Annotated in this window: 18 protein-coding genes; 8 read left to right on the plus strand and 10 right to left on the minus strand. The window is 41.4% G+C overall.

Annotated features, from left to right (window positions below; translation table 11 throughout):
• Positions 1 to 171: 171 nt before the first annotated feature.
• Positions 172 to 438 carry a helix-turn-helix domain-containing protein gene (locus F6J99_RS22195; RefSeq protein WP_293115387.1) on the minus strand — a complete coding sequence of 89 codons (267 nt, stop codon included), beginning with the start codon at positions 436 to 438 and terminating at the stop codon, positions 172 to 174.
• A gap of 602 nt (positions 439 to 1,040) precedes the next feature.
• Here F6J99_RS22195 and F6J99_RS22200 point away from each other — a divergent pair.
• From F6J99_RS22200 to F6J99_RS22215, 4 genes are all read left to right on the plus strand, one after another.
• Positions 1,041 to 1,667 (plus strand): PEP-CTERM sorting domain-containing protein, encoded by a 627-nt coding sequence (locus F6J99_RS22200; protein ID WP_293115389.1) that lies wholly within the window; start codon positions 1,041 to 1,043, stop codon positions 1,665 to 1,667.
• A 561-nt stretch (positions 1,668 to 2,228) separates the two neighbouring features.
• Positions 2,229 to 2,987 carry a hypothetical protein gene (locus F6J99_RS22205; RefSeq protein WP_293115391.1) on the plus strand — a complete coding sequence of 253 codons (759 nt, stop codon included), beginning with the start codon at positions 2,229 to 2,231 and terminating at the stop codon, positions 2,985 to 2,987.
• A gap of 520 nt (positions 2,988 to 3,507) precedes the next feature.
• On the plus strand, positions 3,508 to 4,248 hold the full coding sequence (locus tag F6J99_RS22210; protein WP_293115393.1) for a hypothetical protein: 741 nt from the start codon (positions 3,508 to 3,510) through the stop codon (positions 4,246 to 4,248).
• A 258-nt stretch (positions 4,249 to 4,506) separates the two neighbouring features.
• On the plus strand, positions 4,507 to 4,761 hold the full coding sequence (locus F6J99_RS22215; protein WP_293115395.1) for a hypothetical protein: 255 nt from the start codon (positions 4,507 to 4,509) through the stop codon (positions 4,759 to 4,761).
• Positions 4,762 to 4,765: 4 nt separating this feature from the next.
• Here F6J99_RS22215 and F6J99_RS22220 read toward each other — a convergent pair whose 3' ends face one another.
• Positions 4,766 to 4,891 (minus strand): hypothetical protein, encoded by a 126-nt coding sequence (locus F6J99_RS22220; protein WP_293115397.1) that lies wholly within the window; start codon positions 4,889 to 4,891, stop codon positions 4,766 to 4,768.
• 98 nt (positions 4,892 to 4,989) lie between these two features.
• Positions 4,990 to 5,160 (minus strand): hypothetical protein, encoded by a 171-nt coding sequence (locus F6J99_RS22225; RefSeq protein WP_293115399.1) that lies wholly within the window; start codon positions 5,158 to 5,160, stop codon positions 4,990 to 4,992.
• 31 nt (positions 5,161 to 5,191) lie between these two features.
• Here F6J99_RS22225 and modA point away from each other — a divergent pair, with 31 nt between their 5' ends.
• Positions 5,192 to 5,905, plus strand: coding sequence for a molybdate ABC transporter substrate-binding protein (modA, locus tag F6J99_RS22230; protein WP_293115401.1), 714 nt, complete (start codon positions 5,192 to 5,194; stop codon positions 5,903 to 5,905).
• Positions 5,906 to 6,128: 223 nt separating this feature from the next.
• Complete coding sequence (modB, locus tag F6J99_RS22235; protein WP_293115403.1) at positions 6,129 to 8,291, plus strand: molybdate ABC transporter permease subunit; 2,163 nt, start codon at positions 6,129 to 6,131, stop codon at positions 8,289 to 8,291.
• A gap of 47 nt (positions 8,292 to 8,338) precedes the next feature.
• Here the strand turns inward: modB and F6J99_RS22240 are convergent, their stop codons facing one another.
• Positions 8,339 to 8,578: a hypothetical protein gene (locus tag F6J99_RS22240; protein ID WP_293115405.1), complete on the minus strand. Its 240-nt coding sequence runs from the start codon at positions 8,576 to 8,578 to the stop codon at positions 8,339 to 8,341.
• A gap of 82 nt (positions 8,579 to 8,660) precedes the next feature.
• On the opposite strand from F6J99_RS22240, the gene F6J99_RS22245 reads away from it, so the two are divergent.
• Together F6J99_RS22245 and F6J99_RS45670 are read left to right on the plus strand one after the other, a co-directional pair.
• Positions 8,661 to 9,947, plus strand: a complete 1,287-nt coding sequence (locus F6J99_RS22245) for an ATP-binding protein (protein WP_293115407.1) — start codon at positions 8,661 to 8,663, stop codon at positions 9,945 to 9,947.
• A gap of 105 nt (positions 9,948 to 10,052) precedes the next feature.
• Positions 10,053 to 13,052 carry an AAA-like domain-containing protein gene (locus F6J99_RS45670; protein WP_365973901.1) on the plus strand — a complete coding sequence of 1,000 codons (3,000 nt, stop codon included), beginning with the start codon at positions 10,053 to 10,055 and terminating at the stop codon, positions 13,050 to 13,052.
• Positions 13,053 to 13,073: 21 nt separating this feature from the next.
• Here the strand turns inward: F6J99_RS45670 and F6J99_RS22260 are convergent, their stop codons facing one another.
• The 6 genes from F6J99_RS22260 to F6J99_RS22285 form a co-directional block, all read right to left on the minus strand.
• Entirely contained in the window at positions 13,074 to 13,226 is a 153-nt protein-coding gene (locus tag F6J99_RS22260; protein ID WP_293115409.1) for a hypothetical protein, read from the minus strand.
• 31 nt (positions 13,227 to 13,257) lie between these two features.
• Positions 13,258 to 13,692 carry a PIN domain-containing protein gene (locus F6J99_RS22265; protein WP_293115411.1) on the minus strand — a complete coding sequence of 145 codons (435 nt, stop codon included), beginning with the start codon at positions 13,690 to 13,692 and terminating at the stop codon, positions 13,258 to 13,260.
• Complete coding sequence (locus tag F6J99_RS22270; RefSeq protein WP_293115413.1) at positions 13,689 to 13,946, minus strand: hypothetical protein; 258 nt, start codon at positions 13,944 to 13,946, stop codon at positions 13,689 to 13,691. The genes F6J99_RS22265 and F6J99_RS22270 overlap by 4 nt, the downstream gene beginning before the upstream one ends.
• A gap of 38 nt (positions 13,947 to 13,984) precedes the next feature.
• A complete protein-coding gene (locus F6J99_RS22275) occupies positions 13,985 to 14,230 on the minus strand; it encodes a hypothetical protein (protein WP_293115415.1) in 246 nt (81 codons plus the stop codon).
• Between the two features lie 165 nt (positions 14,231 to 14,395).
• Positions 14,396 to 14,647, minus strand: a complete 252-nt coding sequence (locus tag F6J99_RS22280; RefSeq protein WP_293115417.1) for an AbrB/MazE/SpoVT family DNA-binding domain-containing protein — start codon at positions 14,645 to 14,647, stop codon at positions 14,396 to 14,398.
• Positions 14,648 to 14,816: 169 nt separating this feature from the next.
• Positions 14,817 to 20,543, minus strand: a complete 5,727-nt coding sequence (locus F6J99_RS22285) for an AAA family ATPase (RefSeq protein WP_293115419.1) — start codon at positions 20,541 to 20,543, stop codon at positions 14,817 to 14,819.
• Between the last annotated feature and the right edge of the window lie 309 nt (positions 20,544 to 20,852).

Raw genomic sequence — 20,852 nt, forward strand, 5'->3', positions numbered from 1 at the left:
ACACCCGTCCCCTTGCTACCCAAAGACCCGCAACCGTGCTTTGCGCCGCTCTTAAAGCTCGTCAGGATTTTTACGTTCGCGTAGCGTGACTGCATGTCAATCGCATCTGGTTCTCACGGATTCAGTCCTTACAGTGTCGAGCCTGATACCTCTTGGTTTCACACAGATGTGTCAGGCAGCCAGGTGGACAACTGTCACCAAGTCTTTTTTCCAGATTGGTAACAGCTTTTTTTGACTGAAATAACCGGGGTTATCTCTGAGTTCTGGTAGATAAGTAATCAACGGACAAGAATTAACAGCAGTGCGGTTTTCATTCCACCACCGAAAGCGATCGCCCAACTGCCAGTTGTACCAGTACCGACAAATCCGTAGCCAATCATTTAGTTCTAGTTTTTGTTGACTACTTGGATAAGCCTGGTATTGGTAGTTGAGCAGCATCACGATCACCTCCTAGTTTTTATTGCGCTTTACATATTATAGACTGTTCTAAATTGGGTGAGGGACTTTCGTCTTAGGTTTTAGGGAGTAGGGAGATGGGGAGATGGGGAGATGGGGAGATGGGGAGATGGGGAGATGGGGAGATGGGGAGATGGGGAAATGGGGAGATGGGGAGATGGGGAGATGGGGAGATGGGGATTTTATTAGAATTGTTGGCTAATTTCAAAATTAATTAATTCACTACTCTGAAAAACCCTATACTAATCAGGCAATTTGGCATCGTCACTTTTAGGGCTTTTGATAAAGTATTGACATGGTTTTTTTAGGTGACTATAATTCAAGCTAACTCTATTAGTTTAAAAGCGATTATGATAAATCCTAATAATTTATCATCACAAAAAAATCCTGTTGACTATTTCCTACTGTTAAATAAAAAAGGGGTGTATCTGATTTTTGATGCGTGACTCGGTGGTGCGTTACGGGGCAGGCTATCTCAACACTGGCTATGAGGTTGAACATTAGGGCAAGCCCGCCCCTAACGCACCCTACGGACTTTTCCCTGTTCCCTATTATTTTTTACATACTGAACGAGGATACTTTCTGTGACTAATCTTTCTCACCAATTCGCTCTTGTGACTACTGCTGTGGCTTTAACTTCTGCTACTGTTGCGGTTTTACCGGCTGCTGCTGAGCAGATAATTAACCAAGAATTTAGTGGCGAACTTGAATTGTCGGATTTTCCTGATTTTCTGCCAGAGCCTCCTCCTAAAGCTAGAGATTACGAGGGGTTTGTTGAGTACACTACTGAAGGGGAATTACTCTCTTGGTTTCTGGATGTAGAAGGTTTAGAGCAAGTCGGTTCTGATATTACCCTTGAACCGTTGCCTTCTCCTTTTCCTTCTCCTCTTCCTGTTCCTCCTAGAAACTTTATTACTACCTTTGACGCTACCCCTGATAGTTGGATTCTAGATATCGATTTTGGTAGGGCTGTTGATGCCGGGGCTTATACCCTTACCTGGAACAGAGAGTCAGGAATTACCTTTACTCTTGGGGGGTCCCTATTACCTCCAACTGTCTATGTTGATCCCAATCCTACGTTTAAGGAAACCATCACCAAGGATCCTTCAAAGCCAGATGCAACCAGTGTACCTGAACCGGCTTCGGGATTAGCGCTACTGGGACTTAGTGCTTTAGGTGCTGGTTCATTGTTGAAAAGAAAGGATAAATAATTTGAAAAAGCCCCCTAAATCCCCCAAATTTGGGGGATTTTGATAGTTTTATTCCCCCCAAAATTGGGGGGCTAGGGGGGCAAACTCATAGCGATAATTTTGCCTTTATAAGTCCTATTCAATAACAATATAACTGTAAGTATAGAGGAATTTAAGTCCATTTTTATGGACTTTTTTTTGTGATAATCTATAAACTTAATTGCAAGTATACATCCCTGTGATGGTTACCGCAAGTGTAAGTGACTGGATCGATCTCGCCAAGGAACGAACCAAAGATGCAGAGGCTATCCTAAAAAATAGAATTCAGTAAATTGGCGTATAAGTTGATTGGATTTTTCACGGTTGTCACCCTTTGTGATAGTCTAATTTTAGCAAATGTGATCGAGTTATTTTTTGTAGCAGAAGAATAATTCGGCAGAAAGGTTAAAGTTTTACCACCCTAAACTATCTGATCAATTCTTCGGTGCTTGAGATTTTTTTGGAAACTATCCAAAATCTTAATTGCCCACTTAGCGGTGCAATTAACTCAATTTATCTACTTACTCAACCAGGAGAATTCCTTTGATTAATTTTTCTAAACAATTAGGTGTTGTTACTACTGCTATCGCTTTAACTTGTGCTACTGTTGGAGTTTTACCCGCTGCTGCTTACCAGATAATCAAGCACGAATTCAGTGGCACACTTGAATTTTTGTCTTATTCTATATTCCCTGATCCTACATGGAGGTCTATAAGCCCTTTTACTCGTATCGATGTTACTCTGATAGAAGAGTCTATTCCAAAAGCTAAAGATTACGAAGGATTTGTTGAGTACACTACTGAAGGGGAATTACTCTCTTGGTTTCTTGATGTAGAAGCTTCATTGCCACGAGGTTCTGATACGCTTGAACCTTTGCCTTCTTCTCCCACTATTACTTCTCCCACTATTACTTCTTCTACTATTACTTTGGTTCCTATAGACCCTCCTCATATTATTCCTTGTTTTAGCATTGATCCTTGTATTCCCGTTGACCCTCGCCCTAGTATCCTTTTTTTCTCTACCCCTGATAATTGGACTCTAGATATCGATTTTGGGAGGTATTTTTTAGGAGGTGGTCAAACTCTTACCTGGAATAGAGAGTCAGGAATTAGGTTTACTCGTGACTCAGGGTCATTTTTGTCAACTACCTATGTTGATCCCAATCCTAATTTTAAGGAAACTATCACCAACGATCCGTCAAAGCCAGATCCAACCAGTGTACCTGAACCTGTGTCTGGATTAGCGCTACTGGGAGTTATTGCTTTAGGTGCTGGTTCAGTTTTGAAAAAAAAGGATAAATAATAAGGGATTGTTTTTGAGGATTATTTCAGAGTTATAGACCCTAATTATAGAGCAAGTTTAGTCCATTATTATGGACTTTTTTTTTTGTTCTAGTATATAAAAATAATTACTATTATAAATAGCTGTCTTGATGCAATAGCGAGTGGGGGAAACCCCCAAGACCGCGCTGCATCGCTATAATGGCTATCGCAACTCTAAGTGAATGGAGCAACATCGCGAAAGAAAGAACAAAAAAGCCAGAGGCTATCCTAAAAAAAAAGCAGTCAGTAATTTGGCGTATAAGTTGATTTAACTTTTCACGGTTGTCACCCTTTGTGATAGTCTAACTTTAGCAAATGTGATCGAGTTATTTTTTGTGGCAGAAGAATAATTCGGCATAAAGGTTAAAGTTTTACCAGGTTAAATCCTCTGATCAATTCTTCGGTGCTTGAGTTTTTTTGGAAACTATCCAAAATCTTAATTGCCCACTTAGCGGTGCAATTAACTCAATTTGTCTACTTACTCAACCAGGAGAATTCCTTTGATTAATTTTTCTAAACAATTAGGTGTTGTTACTACTGCTATCGCTTTAAGCTCTGCTACTGTTGGAGTTTTACCGGCTGCTGCTGAGCAGATAATCAAGCACGAATTCAGTGGCACACTTGAATTGTTGTCTTCTTCTAGATTTTTTTCGTCAGAGCCTCCTCCTCCAACTAGAAATTACGAGGGGTTGGTTGAGTACACTAATCAAGGGGCATTACTCTCTTGGTTTCTTGATGTAGAAGGTTTATCTCGACAAGGTTTTGAGAGGGCTGAATTGTGGCTTTTTTGTTCTACTATTACTTCTCCTACTATTACTTCTCGTACTATCACTTTTGTTACTATAAACCCTCCTCCTCCTCCTCCTCCTCCTCCTTTTCGTCCTTGTATCTTTAAAGCTACCCCTGATAGTTGGACTCTAGATCGCGATTTTGGTAGAGCTCTTGATAGAGGAGGTCAAACCCTTACCTGGAACAGAGATTCAGGAATTACGTTTAATATTGGGGGTACTCGAGGAACTGATATTACCTATGTTGATCCCAATCCTAATTTTAAGGAAACTATCACCAACCTTCCCTCAAACTGGGTTAATGTTGATCCTAATCCCAATTTTAGCGAAACCATCACCAACCTTACCTCAAAGCCAGATATAACCAGTGTCCCTGAACCTGTGTCTGGATTAGCACTGCTGGGAATTAGTGCTTTAGGTGCTGGTTCATTGTTGAAAAGAAAGGATAAATAATTAAGATCTTGCACCAAGTTTAAACTTTATCTGTAAAGGTAGGAAACAGGGAACAGGGAATAGGGAATAGGGAACAGGGAATAGGGAACAGGTAAAAAAAATTTGTTTACCTAATTAGCCTACAGACCACTATACAAAAAAAAGCGATCGCTTTTTTTTTACCCTTAAAATACCCCCCCAAAAAAAATTTTCAAAACCCTTGACAATTAAATTTATAATCATTACAATAATCACATAAACAAATTCAAATCTTGACCTATGTCACAAGAATTTATTCCTAACCCCGAAAATAATCCTGAACATCAAATTACCGGAATTAATCCTGAAGATTTTTTCCCAAATAAACAACCTGTTCAGCACATTTTAAAGGGGCCTCGTCAAGCAGTAACTAATACTATTCATACCCTGTCTGCCATGGGCTACGCACAAGCTTCCGAGTGGAGTCCTCTGCAACCTACCGGCATGCCAGGGGAGGTGATTACTATCATCACTAAGTATTGGATGCTACGTTAAAACGTTAGTTTCTGGGGGGGTTGCCCCCCCTTGGGCAAAGGCTCCGGTCTGATAAAATAGGATCATTTCTCGATGGGTTCGGGAACTGAGTGACATAGCGATGCAGCGCGGTCTTGGGGGTTTCCCCCATGAGCGACTGCATCAAGAGAGCGATTTGAATCCACTTAGTGTGGACTTGAAATAGCCGTGGACATTATTTCTACGGCTATTTTTTTTGTTGTTAAGTATCTAATTGAGTAGGGAGTAGGGAGTAGGGAGTAGGGAGTAGGGAAGAAAATTTAAATGTATATCACGGTTACTATAAAATGCTATAACTCTACTAATAACTTTTATGATTAAATCCCTAACTAGATCATGGTTTCTGTGCTTAAGTCTATCCTTAGTGTTAATAGCTTGCAATGCTCTTACCTTTAACAATCAACAGCCAGAAGTGGTGAGCCTAACGGTATCAGTGGCTGCTAGCTTACAAGATGCGATCAAAGCTATCAAATTACTCTACACTAAGGAAACACCAGATGTTACTATTATTTATAACTTTGCATCCTCTGGTTCCTTGCAGCAACAAATCGAACAGGGAGCCCCAGTAGATGTTTTTATTTCAGCAGCTCAGAAACAGATGAATGCTCTGGAATCTAAGGGGCTTTTACTAGAAGGTACAAGGGAAAGTCTTCTTAATAATCAGGTAGTTTTAGTTACTCCTAAAAACGAGACTAGTATCTCTAATTTTAAGGACTTAACTTCTGATAAAATCAGTAAAATAGCAATGGGAGACCCGGAAAGTGTACCAGCTGGACAGTATGCTAAGGAAGTTTTGACTACTCTTAATTTGTTTGACCAGCTCAAACCGAAGTTAGTTTTTGCCAAAGATGTTCGCCAAGTTCTATCTTATGTGGAAACCGGTAATGTGGATGCTGGATTGGTGTATGGAACAGATGCTAAGATATCAAACCAAGTTAAACAAGTTGCTACTGCTCCGCCAGAGTCTTACTCCCGGATTATCTACCCAGTAGCAGTATTAAAGGAGTCTAAAAACCCTGATCATGCTAACCAGTTTGTACAGTTTATTATGGGTGAGTCAGCTAAAAATGTATTTTTGAGGTATGGGTTTACTATGGCGGATAAGGGAGTAGGGAGTAGGGAGTAGGGAGTAGGGAATAGGGAACAGGGAACAGGGAACAGGGAATAGGGAATAGGGAACAGGGAAAAAATATTGTGTATCTGATTAATATGAAAACTGCTATATCGTTGTTGTCAACAGAGCACGAAGTAGAATAAAAACGATGCAGTCGCTACTCCCTGCTCCCTGTTCACTGCTCCTTAAAACCCAATAGTTTGTAACTCACCCAATTGATAACTATTATAATGTAATGGAAGATTTCTCCCCTTTATGGATTTCCCTAAAAACTGCTGGCTTGGCTACTATCTTTGCTTTCTTTATGGGAATTACGGTAGCGGGCTGGATGTTTAGCTATCGAGGGAAAGGTAAAGGAATTATTGATAGTATCTTAACCCTTCCGATAGTGCTACCGCCTACAGTAGTTGGCTTTTTATTACTGTTGTTACTAGGTAGAAATAGCCCAGTGGGACAGCTATTGAGGCAATTAGGAGTATCTGTAATCTTGTCTTGGCCTGCTACTGTGATTGCTGCTACTGTCGTTGCTTTTCCTTTGATGTATAAAACTGTATTGGCAGCCTTCAAACAAGTTAATCAGGATTTGATTAATTGTGCCCGTACCTTGGGAGCTTCTGAATGTAGGGTATTTTGGCAAGTGTTGCTACCTTTGGCTTGGCCAGGGGTGATGGCGGGGACAGTTCTGGCGTTTGCGAGAGCCTTGGGAGAGTTTGGCGCTACGTTAATGCTAGCTGGGAATATTCCTGGCAAAACCCAAACCATTGCGATCGCTATCTTTTTTGCAGCCCAAGCCGGGAGGATGGGGGAAGCACTACTATGGGTGTTGATCATGGTTGCGATCGCTCTTGTGGCAATCACCATCATTAACTATGAAAAGGGAGTAGGGAGTAGGGAGCAGGGAACAGGGAACAGGGAACAGGGAATAGGGAAAAAATCGAATATAGAAGTAAGGAAGGGATCCCCCCTAACCCCCCTTATTAAGGGGGGGACTAGAGCTTTCCTTAATCAGGGGGGAAAAGAGCAGGGAGCAGGGACAAAATCTCACATAGAAGTAAGGAAGGGATCCCCCCTAACCCCCCTTAATAAGGGGGGGACTAGAGCTTTCCTTAATCAGGGGGGAAAAGAACAGGGAACAGGGAAAAAATCTAACATAGAACCAAGTCAAGGACTTTTAGTAGACTTACGAAAAGAGCTAAGCTCTAGCTTTACCTTAGATGCTAAATTTACTGCTAATGGTAAGCCCTTAGGAATCTTAGGGGCTTCTGGTTCTGGTAAAAGTATGACGCTACGGTGTATTGCTGGTTTGGCTACACCCACTCAAGGCCGCATTGTCTTAAACGGAAGAGTTTTGTTTGATTCTAAACAGGGTATTAATCTTCCTCCTCACCAACGTCGCATTGGTTTTGTGTTTCAAAACTACGCCCTGTTTCCCCACATGAATGTCGCTGAAAATATTGGTTTTGGCTTGCAGGAATTTCCGAAATCCCAAAGGAATGAACGGGTATGGAAATACATTGAACTGATGCATTTACAGGGACTGGAAAAGCGCTATCCTCACGAACTTTCTGGGGGACAGCAGCAGCGGGTAGCCTTGGCAAGAGCAATGGCGATCGCACCAGAAGCGTTACTGTTAGATGAGCCCCTTTCTGCCCTTGATACCTATCTCCGGAATCAGATCGAAATGCTACTAACGGAAATTTTCTCTACCTATCAAGGAGCCACTCTTTTCGTCACCCATAAATTAGAGGAAGCTTACCGAGTTTGTGGTAATCTGTTAGTACTTTCCGAAGGAAAGGTTATTGCTTATGACTCTAAAGAAGCTATTTTTGAGCATCCTCCTAGCTTTAGGGTAGCACAATTAACGGAGTGTAAAAACTTTTCTCGGGTTGAAATTATTGACCACCAAAAAATTCAAGCCCTGGACTGGAACTGTAGTCTTTCAGTTGTGGAACCGATCAGGAAATCGTTAGCCTATGTTGGCATCCGTGCCCATCATCTGAGATTTCTAAAAGAGCCAAATCACGACAATACGTTTCCCTGTTGGCTGGTGACGATGAGTGAAACCCAACACCGAGTTACACTTTATCTGAATTTATATACTGCTTCTAGGAATACAGGACTTATAGATTGCCCCCTAAATCCCCCAATTCTGGGGGACTTTGACATCATTCCCCCCCAAAGTTGGGGGGTTAGGGGGGCGGGGGACTTTGACATGATTCCCCCCCAAAGTTGGGGGGTTAGGGGGGCAAAACCAACTAAACTTGGTAAGTCCTACAATCCTCAACAGTATCACCTCCAAGCTGAAGTTTTTAAGGAAAAATGGCATCAGATTAAAGCTTGGCCTGAGCCATGGTATGTGCAGTTAGATGCCTTGAGGTTGATTTTGATGGAGAGTTGATTTAACTATAGAAGTTTTGAATTGGGTGAGGTACAAATTCTTGGGTTTTAGGGAGCAGGGAGTAGGGAGTAGGGAATAGGGAATAGGGAATAGGGAATAGGGAATAGGGAGAGGAAGTGCGATGCTCCTTGGCCTTTGGGCCACGCTACGCGAATGGAGCCGCTACGCGATGAAGCTTCGCTTCCGCTAAAAGCGATTGGCCGTAGGCCACGCCAAAGGCGATCGCAAAAAATCCCAAGCAGAATCTGGTAAAGTAAGATGTGTGGAACAAGAGAACGTTTTGCCATGGCACAACCTAGCTGAGGAAGTTGGCCATAATAAAGATAGAACACAATAGCCCGTTAAGAAATACGTTCAGAATCCATCACCATGGCACAAAACCCCTTTACCGTAGGACAAGCCGTTTCCCCAGAACGCTTTGTGGGACGAGAGTCTGAGATTGAAATAGCATTCGATCAAATCTCTAGTCGTGGTAATCTGGCAGTTTGGGGTGGACCTGGAATTGGCAAGACTTCCTTCTTAGAACGATTGACATCACCTGATGTCTGGCACCTACAAGGCCAAGATCCAGAAGCAGCTGTAATTGTACTTCTAAATTGTCTAAGTATTCAACCGTTTAATGCTGATAGCTTCTGGCGGCAAATCTTGACCGAGAGCAAAAGTCAACTAGACAGTAATCCAACGCTACAGACTGATATTGACCAATTACTTGCTCCAGAAAAAGTCACTTCCAGTCATCTACGGCAGCTATTACGGAAGCTTGGAGAATCCCAGAAATTTTTACTATTGCTAGTGGATGACTACGATGTTGCTTTGCGTACAAACGACGGTTACCAGGAAGCTGATATTGAAGCCTTTGTGAATGAATGTCGCAGTATTGCGAATTCTGGTATCGAAAGGAAATATATCTCAATGATTGTAGCATCGTCTCGACGTCTGAGTGAATTGGGACCTCAACTCACCCCAGATAAATCGCCTTGGTATAACCATTATTTATATCAACCACTCAAGCCCTTTACGGATAGCGAAGTGGCTGAGCTACTACAAGATATGCCAATTACACTAGAGTTACGAGACGGAATTCGGGAAATTGCTGATGGCAATCCCACCTTGCTACAGAATGCTGGTTATCTTCTATATCAAGAATTGCGAGCTAATCGGGTACCTGACCTTAAGACATTTACTAGAGATTTTCTAAGTGCAACTGAACATTTTTTTAAAGCTACTTGGGAGCTTTGCAATGATCTAGAGAAGATTTTACTAATGCTAATTGCTTTGTGTAGCCTAGAAGGTCGATTATCCGATAAGCGCTATGCTCTGAGGGGCATTGATACTATTTTTAGCCAAAAAGAGATAGAGCTGAATGCCTTAGAAATGAGAGGAATCATCAAACGAGAAGAGCAAGCAGCGAAAGCAACTTACTCCTTTGCCTCATCAGTAATGGAGTGGTGGGTGATTAAAAATATTGAAAACAGTACCGAAACCGAGTTACAAGGGCGTCAGAAGGTATTTATTAACCTGATGAGTCATAAGCAAGCAGAAAAGGTTAAAGATATCATTCGTTTAATGTGGAAACATAAAGGTATAATACCAGATATCTTTGAATGGAGTGGGAAGTTAATAGCTGCTATCCCGAAAGGAGCAATTAAAAGCTAATCACTTTCACAAATAGGAAACCTTGCTCTAGCATTTACCAATGACTTATAAAAAATGATTAACGTTTTTTACATTACCTAAAATCCCTCTGTACTTGATTAACTCTTGCCTCTTGCCTTTTGCCTCTTGCCTTTCCTTAAGGAAGTATGTTCACAACTCAAATCAAAATGCTATATGACCACAGCAACAGTTCGGAGGAATCCTTATATTGTTGGTTCAGCTATCTCTGAGCCAAAGTCTTTCTTTGGCAGGGAAACGTTGATCGAATTTGTCGAGGATAATTTAAACCAGGGTGAAAGGGTTATCCTGTTGCATGGTCAAAGACGGATTGGCAAATCATCGGTTCTTTTACAGATTCCCAACCTTGTTCAATCGGAGCAATTTGTCTTCATTTATTTTAATCTTGAAGACAAAGGGCACTTAGCCCTCAGCAATGTATTGCATCTCCTGGCTGAGACAATTATCAATCACCTTATCAATCACCTTAAGCTAGAGTTGGACGATGGTAAACTACCAACTGAAGAAGATTTAGCAACCAATCCCAGTATCTTCTCCCATAATTTTTTGCCTGAAATTTATCATGGTTTAGGGGAAAAGACTATAGTACTAATGTTGGACGAGTTTGATGTCTTAAATAACTATGATCCAACCTCTTCAGTTCAAACCTTTTTTCCTTATTTACAATCTCTGTTAAGTCAACATGAGCAACTAGTGATCATCCCAGTGATAGGGCGTCAGCCGGATGATCTAACAAAGCTGCTGAGCTTATTCAGAAGAGCACCAACCTATAAAATTGGCTTACTTAGTCTCCAAGATACGGAAAAATTGATTACTGAGCCAGCCAAAGGGTCGTTAGTCTATAGCCAGGATTCAATTAAAGCAATTATTGACTTGTCCGCAGGGCATCCCTATTTCACTCAATTGCTCTGTTATGCACTGTTTGTACGAGCCAGAACTGAACAGAAGCAGCAGATTACTCCTGGGGATGTTGAAGCAGTTGTGGATCAGGCCATTGAACTTGGTGCGGGAGGATTGGGCTGGTTTCGAGAAGGGCTGCCAATCCCGGAACGGGTAATATTTTCAGCGGTGGCAGAAGCCCAGAAAAAACACGATCAGTTTATCGAAGAACCATTGGTGATTCTGAAAAAGTGTGGCGTTGTTGAAACCAAGTCATTAATACAGGCAGAGAGCCAACTGGTTGAATGGGATTTTTTGGATTTTGCACAAGAATTAAATTTATTATCAGACACTGGTGATAGCTATCGGGTGAAAGTTGAATTGGTACGTCGTTGGTTAATTAAGCAACATCCTATCCAACGAGAGATCTGGGAATTGGAAAAGCTTGAACCAGCAGCCCATAGCGTCTACCAATCAGCCACTGATTTACAGCGCTACAACTTGTTGAAAAATGCCATTCCCCTTTATGAGCAAGCGTTGTCAATCAATCCCAACTACTTCAAGGCTCTGTTTGAACTAGCTGAGGGATATTTGGAAACCCGAGATTTTAGTAAAGCAGTGGCGCTTTACAAACGAGCCTATAAGATTGACTCAAATCGTGTAGAAGAAGACTATGTGCGATCGCTCCAAGGTTACGGGCTAGATTTAATGGCTCAACGAAAGTTTGAACTGGCCAAGGAGCAGTTTGCACCAATCTGGAGAATTCAACCTGACAATGGGTTAGCGGAGCAGAAACTAAAAGAAATTGAAACCTATCAAGAAAAATTCTATCGGGAAGGGTTAGATATTAGGGAATTTTTCAGAGCTTTGAGTCTTGCACGAACAATTAACGTAGATGATCCCGAGGAGCAAAGATACTATATAGATTTTTATGCAGTTCGCGGCAACCAGTTTAAAAGTCTGCTGCGGACAATTACTCTCCTTTCACCAGATGAACCAACCTGTCAACTTTTTACAGGTCATATTGGCTGCGGCAAAACTACAGAATTATTGAGACTTAAGGCGGAATTGGAAGAACAAGGATTTCATACCGTTTACTTTGAATCTAGTCAAGATATTGACATGGCAGATGTGGCTGTGACTGATATCTTGTTATCCATTGTCCGTCACATCAGTGTGAACTTGGAGGAAGCCGGTATTAACCTAAAACCGGGAGGATTATTTAACAAAATGGTCGCAGAATCTGTTGATATTTTTGAAAGTTTAATGAATATAAGTGATGAGAATAATTATTATTTGCATGAAACTAATTTTGCTATTAATGTTATAACTAAAAATAGTCCCCCGCTTCGCAGTCAGCTAAGAAAGTATGTAGAGCCACGTCTAAATAGGCTTATCAAAGCAATCAATCTTGAGCTAATACAGCCTGGGATAGAAGAATTAAAACGAAGGGGAAAGGAAGGACTAGTAGTAATTGTCGATAATCTTGACCGAGTGGATAATAAGCTAATTTCTAAAGAGCGTACTCAAGCAGAGTATTTGTTTATTGATCGAGCAGAGCAGTTGAAGCAGCTAAGCTGCCATGTGGTTTATACCATGCCATTGGCCTTAACCTTATCAAAAGAGTTTGGTAAGCTCAGAAATTATTTTGGAACAGCTCCCAAAGTTTTACCGATGATTCCAGTAAGACTACGAGATGATAGCGAGTGTCATGAAGGCATGGAACTAATGCGACAAGTGATTTTATCAAGAGCATTTCCTAACCTTCCTCCAGAGGAACGAATTCAGGCAATCTCAAAAGTTTTTGATAGTCCTGCAACTTTCGATAAACTGTGTGCAATTAGTGGTGGTCATGTACGTCAATTGCTACAACTGATCGTCGATTGTCTTCGGGAAGAAGAGCTACCTTTATCCCGAACTTGTTTGGAAGGCGTGATTAAGCAAAGAGTTAATGAATTAATTATTGCCATTAGTGATAATGAGTGGGAGTTATTGAACAAAATAGCAAAACAAAAAAATGTAAGAGGAGAGGAAGAGTATCAAATGATACTTAAAAGTATGTTAGTCTTTGAATATCACTATCATGGTGAGCGCTGGTTTGACATTAATCCTGTTTTAAGAGAAGCAGATAAATTCAAAGAAATAAGTATAAACCATGAGGAATACATAGAAATAACAAGTATGTACGATGAGGACATTATGTTTTGAATTCGTCTTTGAATATCACGATCAGGGTGAGCGCTGGTTTGACATTAATCCTGTTTTAAGAGAAGCAGAGGAATTCAAAGCAAGAAGTAGGAGATTGAAGGATTGAGGGATTGAGTGACGTTGTATAGCAGGGAGTAGGGAGTAGGGAGTAGGAAAAAATCCTGTGTAGCTCACAGAAGCGACAAGGTTTTGAAAAAAGCGTACCCTAAATATTAGAAGAAGGACGAAAGACTCGTTCAAAGGGTTGTTTGCGATAGCGTCGATAGATATCAAAATCCTTATCCAAAGTAGCGATCGCCGCAATATTCAAACGTTCAGAAATTGCTATAAGAGACAAATCAGAAAAATCACCAGGCAAGTCAGCATACTGGGCGTTTAGCTCAGCGATACGGGCAAAGTCTTGCAGTAAGAGCGACTCACACTCATAGATGTTATTCGCCAGATGAGTTAGAAATTCATTCTGCACCCGCCAATCAGACCCTAGCAACCATAGCACTTCTGTAACACAACCTACCGTTGTAACTAACCGACTGGTACAACTGCTAAAAAACTCAACCACCTGACTATGATGTTGATCGGCTGAATCATAGAAAGCCACCAACAAGCCTGTATCCACCAAAATAGCAGGATGATAGGTCATACTTCTCGTTGATGGCTTGCCCGTATCCGAGAAGCAATAATCTCTCTACGAGTGTCCCGATCAGATAGATTACCCACCGATAGCAAATGTTTAGGCATTCCTCCCATTCGTTCTAAAACCGATTTTTGGGATTGAAAATTTTGGCGATAATCCCGCAGCAATTTTTTGATCAACTCACTGCTAGTTGTTTTTTCCTGACTTAAAATTTCAACTAAATACTGTTCTGCCTCTTGATCCAGACTCACATTCAACATCACGTTTTACTCCATGGTACTGTTGCCTTCTTTCAATCTTACAATTTTCTAGACCTCATTGGGTTTTCATCAAGAGCCTTTTGTAATTGAGAAATTACAGTCTCTGCTGACTGAGGTCGTAACTTGCCCTGTTGAAATGTAGCAATCGATTCTTTGGCATCCTCAGCAATTTCCTTACGACGGGATTCAATCAGACGGTTTTGGATGATTTCAACCAGCATAGCCTGCTGTTCAGGAGGCAGTTGACTGACGGTGTTGAGGGCTTGTTCAAGGGAAGTTGTCATTGGCTTAACAAAGAGGTTTGGTCAGTAGATTCAATTCTATCGGATTGAATACTTACACGCTTGCGCCGAATCGAAGATCGAAGTTGGAGTCGCTACGGGAACGCATTCTCTTGTAGCTTGGTTTGAAGCAAGGAAACCCAACACTATCTTTTGGCTTGGGAATCGCTACCATTGCCAATCCTCTTCATCCCAAGAATTTTCAATCCGATCATCAATTAATAATTCATCATCACCATTTTCTGCCATTTCTTTAAACGCTTCTTCCCATCCTTGACGAGAGTGGGATACTGGCGAAATGATCACCTTCCCATCTTCTACTGTTATTTCAACTACATTGGCTAAACCACATTCTTCAATAATTGCTTTAGGAATTCTAATTCCTTGGGAATCTCCAATACGTACAATGGCAGCTTTCATCAGCTTAATTACTTTTGATGGATAATTCCTATTTTATAGCAATCCTAAATCAATTGTGATAATTTTTGTCCCCTGTTTCCTACTCCCTACTCCCTACTCCCTAATCCCTGTTCCCTGTTCCCTATTCCCTATTCCCTTTACTATTTTAATTGAAGCTCCAATATCCCAGTTAGACATGCTCCTCAACCCAACTGCGGTCAAAGATGGATTCATAAATCCGGTTATTGACTCTCAGACATCCCTTTTGCTTCACCACTAACCCAGACAACAGCAATTCCTTTTCCTCTGGACTGTCAACAGCCACCACTTCTCCCTGGTCCACAATTTGTCGATAGATTTCCAGTAGCCCTACAGATTGTTTACTCTCCAGGATGCGATCGCGTATAGTTCTCAAATGCTCTGGTTCATCCTGGGATTCCCAATTTTCGATCACCTTGGTTCGCACCAAATTTTCAATCCATTCACCTTCGTCGTTGGTAGGGATAGCAGATGAAGTACTGCGGATGAATTGACAGATCTTTTGGGTCAAAAAAGGCTGACCACTCGTCCATGCTAACAGTTCTTTGAGCAGTGTTTGAGGATTGCTGACTTTCTCTGCTAATCCTTGAAGCAAAGGTTGAGCTTCATGCTCTTTAAAGCCCTCCAGTTGAATCGCTTGACCAATATTAAAAGGAGTTCTTTTGTGGTCAGTAATTAAGCCAGAGGGAGTAGCAACCCCAAACAGAGCAAAGGTTAAATTGCCATAGTCTCGATTGATCGTACGCTGATTATAGCAGGAGCGAATCAGAGCAAAAAAGTCATTAACTGGAAAATTCAAGCCCAACACGCTATCAACTTCATCGATAAAAACTACCCGTTTATTCGGTAAACTGTTATCTGGTTGATCAACCTCACCCAGCAAGACTTCTTCTATAAATTGACTTAACCGCTGAACCGTAGAAATATCTGCTCGTTCATTCCACCACTTTTTTAAATTCACCTTTCTTAGTAAACCAAAACTTCGCCATAGCTCTACTGCCAATCCCTTATACCATTGGTCAGGGGTAACATTTTCGCTGCCAATCCGAGTCAGGTCGATTGCCCCGCAGCTAATCCCCTCATTGTTCAGGTGGTTAATCATACGTACCATCAGGCTTGACTTACCCATCTGGCGGGGATTGAGAATGTAACAAAACTTCCCTTGCTTTAATGATTTATAGAGATTTCTGTCAGCAGAACGCACCACATAAGTGGGAGCATCCATCGGTAAACTTCCCCCCACTTGATAATCAAAATTCGACGCTTGTTCGTCACTCTTGAGTAACTCGTTTTCAAATATTAGTTCCGCTTGAGTAGCTTTGAGAACGTCCAGAGTTTGAGATAGTTCTTGAGTGCGCTCTTCTACTTTAAGCTCTAGATTGCGGTTATAGTCTTCTAACTGTCCATAGAGACGAGCATTTTCAATAGAGATAGCAGCTTGAGCAGAAAGCATTCTTAAAACTTCAATGCGATCGCTGGTAAATGCGTCTGTAGTTAAATTATTTTCTAAATATAAAATACCGCTTAGTTTGCCTTGATTTAACAAAGGACTACAGATAATCGATTTGGGTTGAGTGGCAACAATGTAGGGGTCACGAGTAAATTGTCCTTGATTAGCAGCATCACTTAAAACTAAATTTTCCTGGGTGCGAGCCACATAATTGATGATAGAGACTGACAATATCGGGGTTTGACTAGCAGCATCCACAGAGTCTACTGGCAGGGATTGCAGTGTAGTCACCTGATTATAATCCACTGTTCCTTCAGCTTCAATTACCCAGTTACCGTCTTTATCCAGTATCAGAAAACCTTTTTGAGCCCCAGCATTTTCAATCATGATTTTCATTAACTTTTCCAGCAACTTGTCTGGGATAATTTCCCCAGAAATAGTTTGCGATGCTTTGAGAATGCTATTGATATCCAAAACACCGGATGTAGTGTTACCTGAGTCGGTAATTGACGGATTTAAGCTAGTTTGAATACTATTTCTTGAAACTGTAGCTAAAAATTGTGGGTATCGAGCTTCCAAATCCTTTACCTTAGCCACAGCTCCCCAGCCTTGATAAGTATAGTGGGCATCTTGTAAGTAGTGGCGAGCAACGTGGTTTTGGTTTCTAGCTAAATAGAATTTGCCTGCTAGTTCATAAGCTAGGGCTTCGTCGTTGAGATAGTCGTTTTTATGGGCTAAAGTAATAGCGCGGTCGTAATAGTCTCTAGCTTCGCTATCTTTGCCTAAAACTCGGGCTCGTTCAGCTTCGACTAGATAAAATTTGTGTAAAAAATTCATCGGAGCTTGCTTTGCCCAGAGTTCCATTTTTTCTTGTTTAGCAGCAACCTTGGTCAAAATTTCTGCTCTTTCAGTCTCTGAAGCATCAGGATAAAATGCTAGCCGAGCCAGGGCATCATAGAAGTAGGCAGTGGTAAGGATGAATGATGAGCCAGCATTAGCAGCATATTCTTCAAACTGGTCGGCATTTTCAACCGCTTGCTCAAATTCCTGGAAAAGATAACACAGAGCGAGTTTATGGGAATAAGCGTGCATCAGTGCCGTGCGATCTCCACTGGCTAGATGGACTGCTATCATCTTTTCTTCATCATATGCTTCACCAATCAAACGGCAGGGATTTTCTGCTTCTCCCATCAAGTTAAGGATAGCCTGCATATAAGTTTGAGTCCAATGAAGGTAAGCTTCCTGCTGAATTTGAATAGTAGCTGCAATTGCTTTTGCCGTCTCTTTTTTAGCATCCGTCAGTTCCACGCCACTTAGGTAAAAAGCGTAGGCATAGGTAACCATAGCACTAGCAGCATATTCAATATCTCCAGTTTCTATCCCACTTTGATAAGCTTCCATGGAAACAGATGATGTCTCCCTGAGCGGTTCCTTCCAATGCTTGAGCTGCAACTTATATGCTGTATAAGTTCTGGCTTTAAATGTTTTATCTTTGAATCGTTCTATTAACTTCAAAGCCAGTTGACCAAACTGATAGCCAGCCTCAAGCTCTCCTCTTAAGCAGAGGATAAGCCCGTAACCGGCATAGGGAAAAGCGGAATCAGCTGAATGACCATACTGAATCGATAAATTCACCTGTCGGCACCAAATTACCAAGCTGAGTTGATTCATTGCTATGTAGGCAGGGCTCAACAAGTAGTTCATAACCCGCATAGCTGCTAGTTTATGGGGATCGGTCATTTGGGGTAAGTCGATTAGCTGCTGGGCTTGCCTGCCCCCCAAGGCAGACTTGATCTGCTCTATCTCTCCCGTCAGATCAGATTGGCTGGATTGTTCAGGTAATTCGACCCCAAGTAACTTCAGAACTTCTAGCCCAGTTTTGATTGCTTCTATAAATTTTATTTGAGCACAATAGGCTTGCATTTTGACTTCATAGACTTTGACTTTGTCTAGCAATGTTTGGGCTTTTTGCAAGACTATCTCAGTCAAGGGCTCCATTTCATCGTAGTTGGCAATTGTATAAGCTGCTTCTGCTGCCTCCACATACAAATCTAAGCTCAGGTTATACTGGTGCGACCAACTCTGGTTACCTAATAAACTTAAGCCGGTCTGGAGATAATTGAAACCAGGTTGATGAGCAGCTGAAGATTTGGCTTTTTTGCCTGCCCGCAGATTTAATCGAGCTAACTCATCTCGCTCTGTTTGTCCCTCAATTAGCTCCTGGCCTTTGTTCAACTGGTTAACAATTTTAAACAGCTTCTGCTCAGATTCTTCAGAGGATGTATTTTGCAGTAACAACTTGCCAATGCCCAGATGTACTGCCTGTGTATCTGCTTTGGAAATGAGGGAGTAAACTGCTTGTTGGATACGGTCGTGGGCAAATTTGTATTCTACAACTAACTGATTTGACAACCCTTCTACATCAAGTTCCACCAACTGGTAGGCATAGCTAAGGGGTACAATTAGACCAGATTGGAGTGCTGACCGTAAATCCGTTGCAGTTTCCCCTATAGATTTTTCATAGATGACTGCCAGTGTTTTCAGGTCAAACTGGTTCCCTATACAAGCTGCTAATTTTAATACTGCCTGAGTTTTTGTGGGTAATGCTTTGACTTTTTTAGTCATCAAATCCACCACATTATCTGTAATTGGTTGCGCTTTTATTTTGTCTATATCCCACTGCCATTTTTCAAAGCTGTAGTTAAAATACAACCAGCCTTCAGAATACAGATATTTTAAGAACTCATTTATGAAGAACGGATTTCCACCCGTTTTTTCCTGTATCAATTGGGCAAGCTGCTTGGCAGTTATTGAATCTACAAAAAGCGTATCAACTATAAGTTGTGTAACATCGGTTAAGGCTAAGGGGGGAAGTAGTATTATATTAATAATTACCCTGGCTTTTTCAAGCTGTTCCAAGCTTTGAGTCAACGGATGTGCTTCGTTTACTTCATTATCCCGATATGCCCCAATTATAAACAAATATTTATTGTCTCCTGCTGTCATCAGCCGTTGAATTAATTCCAGAGAAGCTCTATCTGCCCACTGTAAATCGTCAAGGAAAATGACTAACGGATGTTCCGGTTGAGTGAATATCTTAATAAATTTTTTAAAAACAAAATTAAAGCGATTCTGCAGTTCTGTTGGCGGAAGCTCTGGGACAGGTAGTTGTGGACCAATAATAAGTTCTACTTCAGGAATAACTTCAATGATTACCTGTCCATTTTTCCCTAATTCCCCTTGCAGCTTCTCTCGCCAATTGTTAATCTCTTGCTCACTTTCTGTGAGTAACTGTTGTACTAATGACCGAAATGCCTGAATTAAGGAAGCGTAAGGAATATTTCGTTGAAACTGGTCAAACTTACCAGAAATAAAATAGCCATGTTGGCGAGTCAATGGCTTATATACCTCCTGTATTAATAAGGACTTGCCAATACCGGAATACCCCGAAACCAGCATAATTTCACTAGCTCCTTGGCTGACTCGATCAAAAGCAGCTAATAGGGTAGAAATCTCCTGTTCTCGCCCATACAGTTTTTGTGGTATTTGAAATTGATCGGAAACCTTGTGCTGATCGATCACGAAAGCATCAATTTGCCCTTTGGTTTGCCACTGTCTGAGACATTCTTCTAAATCTGCCTTGATCCGATAGGCTGATAGATAGCGTTCTTCAGCATTTTTCGCCATCAATTTTAACAGGAGCGCCGAAAGAATTGGTGGAATGTCTGGTTTTAGTTCTTGTGGTGGTGTCGGTTGTTTAGCAATATGACAATGCACTAATTCCAAAACATCATTGCTGGGGAAGGGTAACTGTCCCGTCAGCAATTCATAAAAGGTCACCCCCAGGGAGTAAAAATCAGTGCGGTAATCGATGGCTCGATTCATGCGACCCGTTTGTTCTGGGGAAATATAAGCTAGGGTTCCTTCTAATACATTCGGGTTGCGAAAGGTTGAGATTTCTCGCGACAGTGTGGTTGAAATACCAAAATCAATTAGCTTAAGCTTACCAGTATTCTGATTTAAGATAATATTTGATGGGTTAATATCTTTGTGAATAATATGCTGCTGGTGAACCTGACCGAGAATGTCAACAATCTCAATGGCCAGGTGGAGAAACTCAGCAATTGTGAATTCCTGCTTCGGAATGATCCGATTGAGAGATTCGCCGCCAAAATCTTCTAACACCATTACCCAGTTAGTTTCTAGCTTTTCCCAGCTGTAAACATCGATTACACCGGGTAGGTTAATAGTTTGGGTTGTTTCATACTCTCGCTTGAACCAAGCAATCCTTTCAGGGGAAGGATAAGCCTGTTTGAGCATTTTAACGATAACAGGTTGGTGATCTGCTCGCCGATGTCCCCGATAGACTAGGGAGTTGGTGCTCTCATGGAGTTTTTCCGTAACTTGGTAACCTGATAAATCACGCATACTTATCTCCTTTATAGGAGTTTTGATCAGCTCAAACCGCACTGGTTGTGGTTTGAGCTGATCAAATAATAATCCATTTGCCCAATTGTACAAAGTTATGAGTGATTTACAGCAATTTTCGCCCCCCTAGGGCGTGTTTTCAAAGTTTTCCGCAAGATTATGATCCCCCCCAGCCCCCCTTAAAAAAGCTATGCATTAGTCACATCTTTCTTAACATAATGGGACTTGACACCAGAAGTGGTTTTGGGGGAAAGTAGAAGCCAAGTCTGTGCGATATCATGCAGTCGTCGCAGACCCGGCCATTGGGTT

The organism is Moorena sp. SIO4G3, assembly GCF_010692305.1.
Classification (GTDB): Bacteria; Cyanobacteriota; Cyanobacteriia; order Cyanobacteriales; family Coleofasciculaceae; genus Moorena; species Moorena producens_A.

Coding starts and splice junctions, on each gene's coding strand:
- F6J99_RS22195 (WP_293115387.1), bottom strand. CDS start 438: ATGCTGCTCAACTACCAATACCAGGCTTATCCAAGTAGTCAACAAAAA.
- F6J99_RS22215 (WP_293115395.1), top strand. CDS start 4,507: ATGTCACAAGAATTTATTCCTAACCCCGAAAATAATCCTGAACATCAA.
- F6J99_RS22220 (WP_293115397.1), bottom strand. CDS start 4,891: ATGGGGGAAACCCCCAAGACCGCGCTGCATCGCTATGTCACTCAGTTC.
- modB (WP_293115403.1), top strand. CDS start 6,129: ATGGAAGATTTCTCCCCTTTATGGATTTCCCTAAAAACTGCTGGCTTG.
- F6J99_RS22240 (WP_293115405.1), bottom strand. CDS start 8,578: ATGGCAAAACGTTCTCTTGTTCCACACATCTTACTTTACCAGATTCTG.
- F6J99_RS22245 (WP_293115407.1), top strand. CDS start 8,661: ATGGCACAAAACCCCTTTACCGTAGGACAAGCCGTTTCCCCAGAACGC.
- F6J99_RS22265 (WP_293115411.1), bottom strand. CDS start 13,692: ATGACCTATCATCCTGCTATTTTGGTGGATACAGGCTTGTTGGTGGCT.
- F6J99_RS22270 (WP_293115413.1), bottom strand. CDS start 13,946: ATGTTGAATGTGAGTCTGGATCAAGAGGCAGAACAGTATTTAGTTGAA.
- F6J99_RS22275 (WP_293115415.1), bottom strand. CDS start 14,230: ATGACAACTTCCCTTGAACAAGCCCTCAACACCGTCAGTCAACTGCCT.
- F6J99_RS22280 (WP_293115417.1), bottom strand. CDS start 14,647: ATGAAAGCTGCCATTGTACGTATTGGAGATTCCCAAGGAATTAGAATT.
- F6J99_RS22285 (WP_293115419.1), bottom strand. CDS start 20,543: ATGCGTGATTTATCAGGTTACCAAGTTACGGAAAAACTCCATGAGAGC.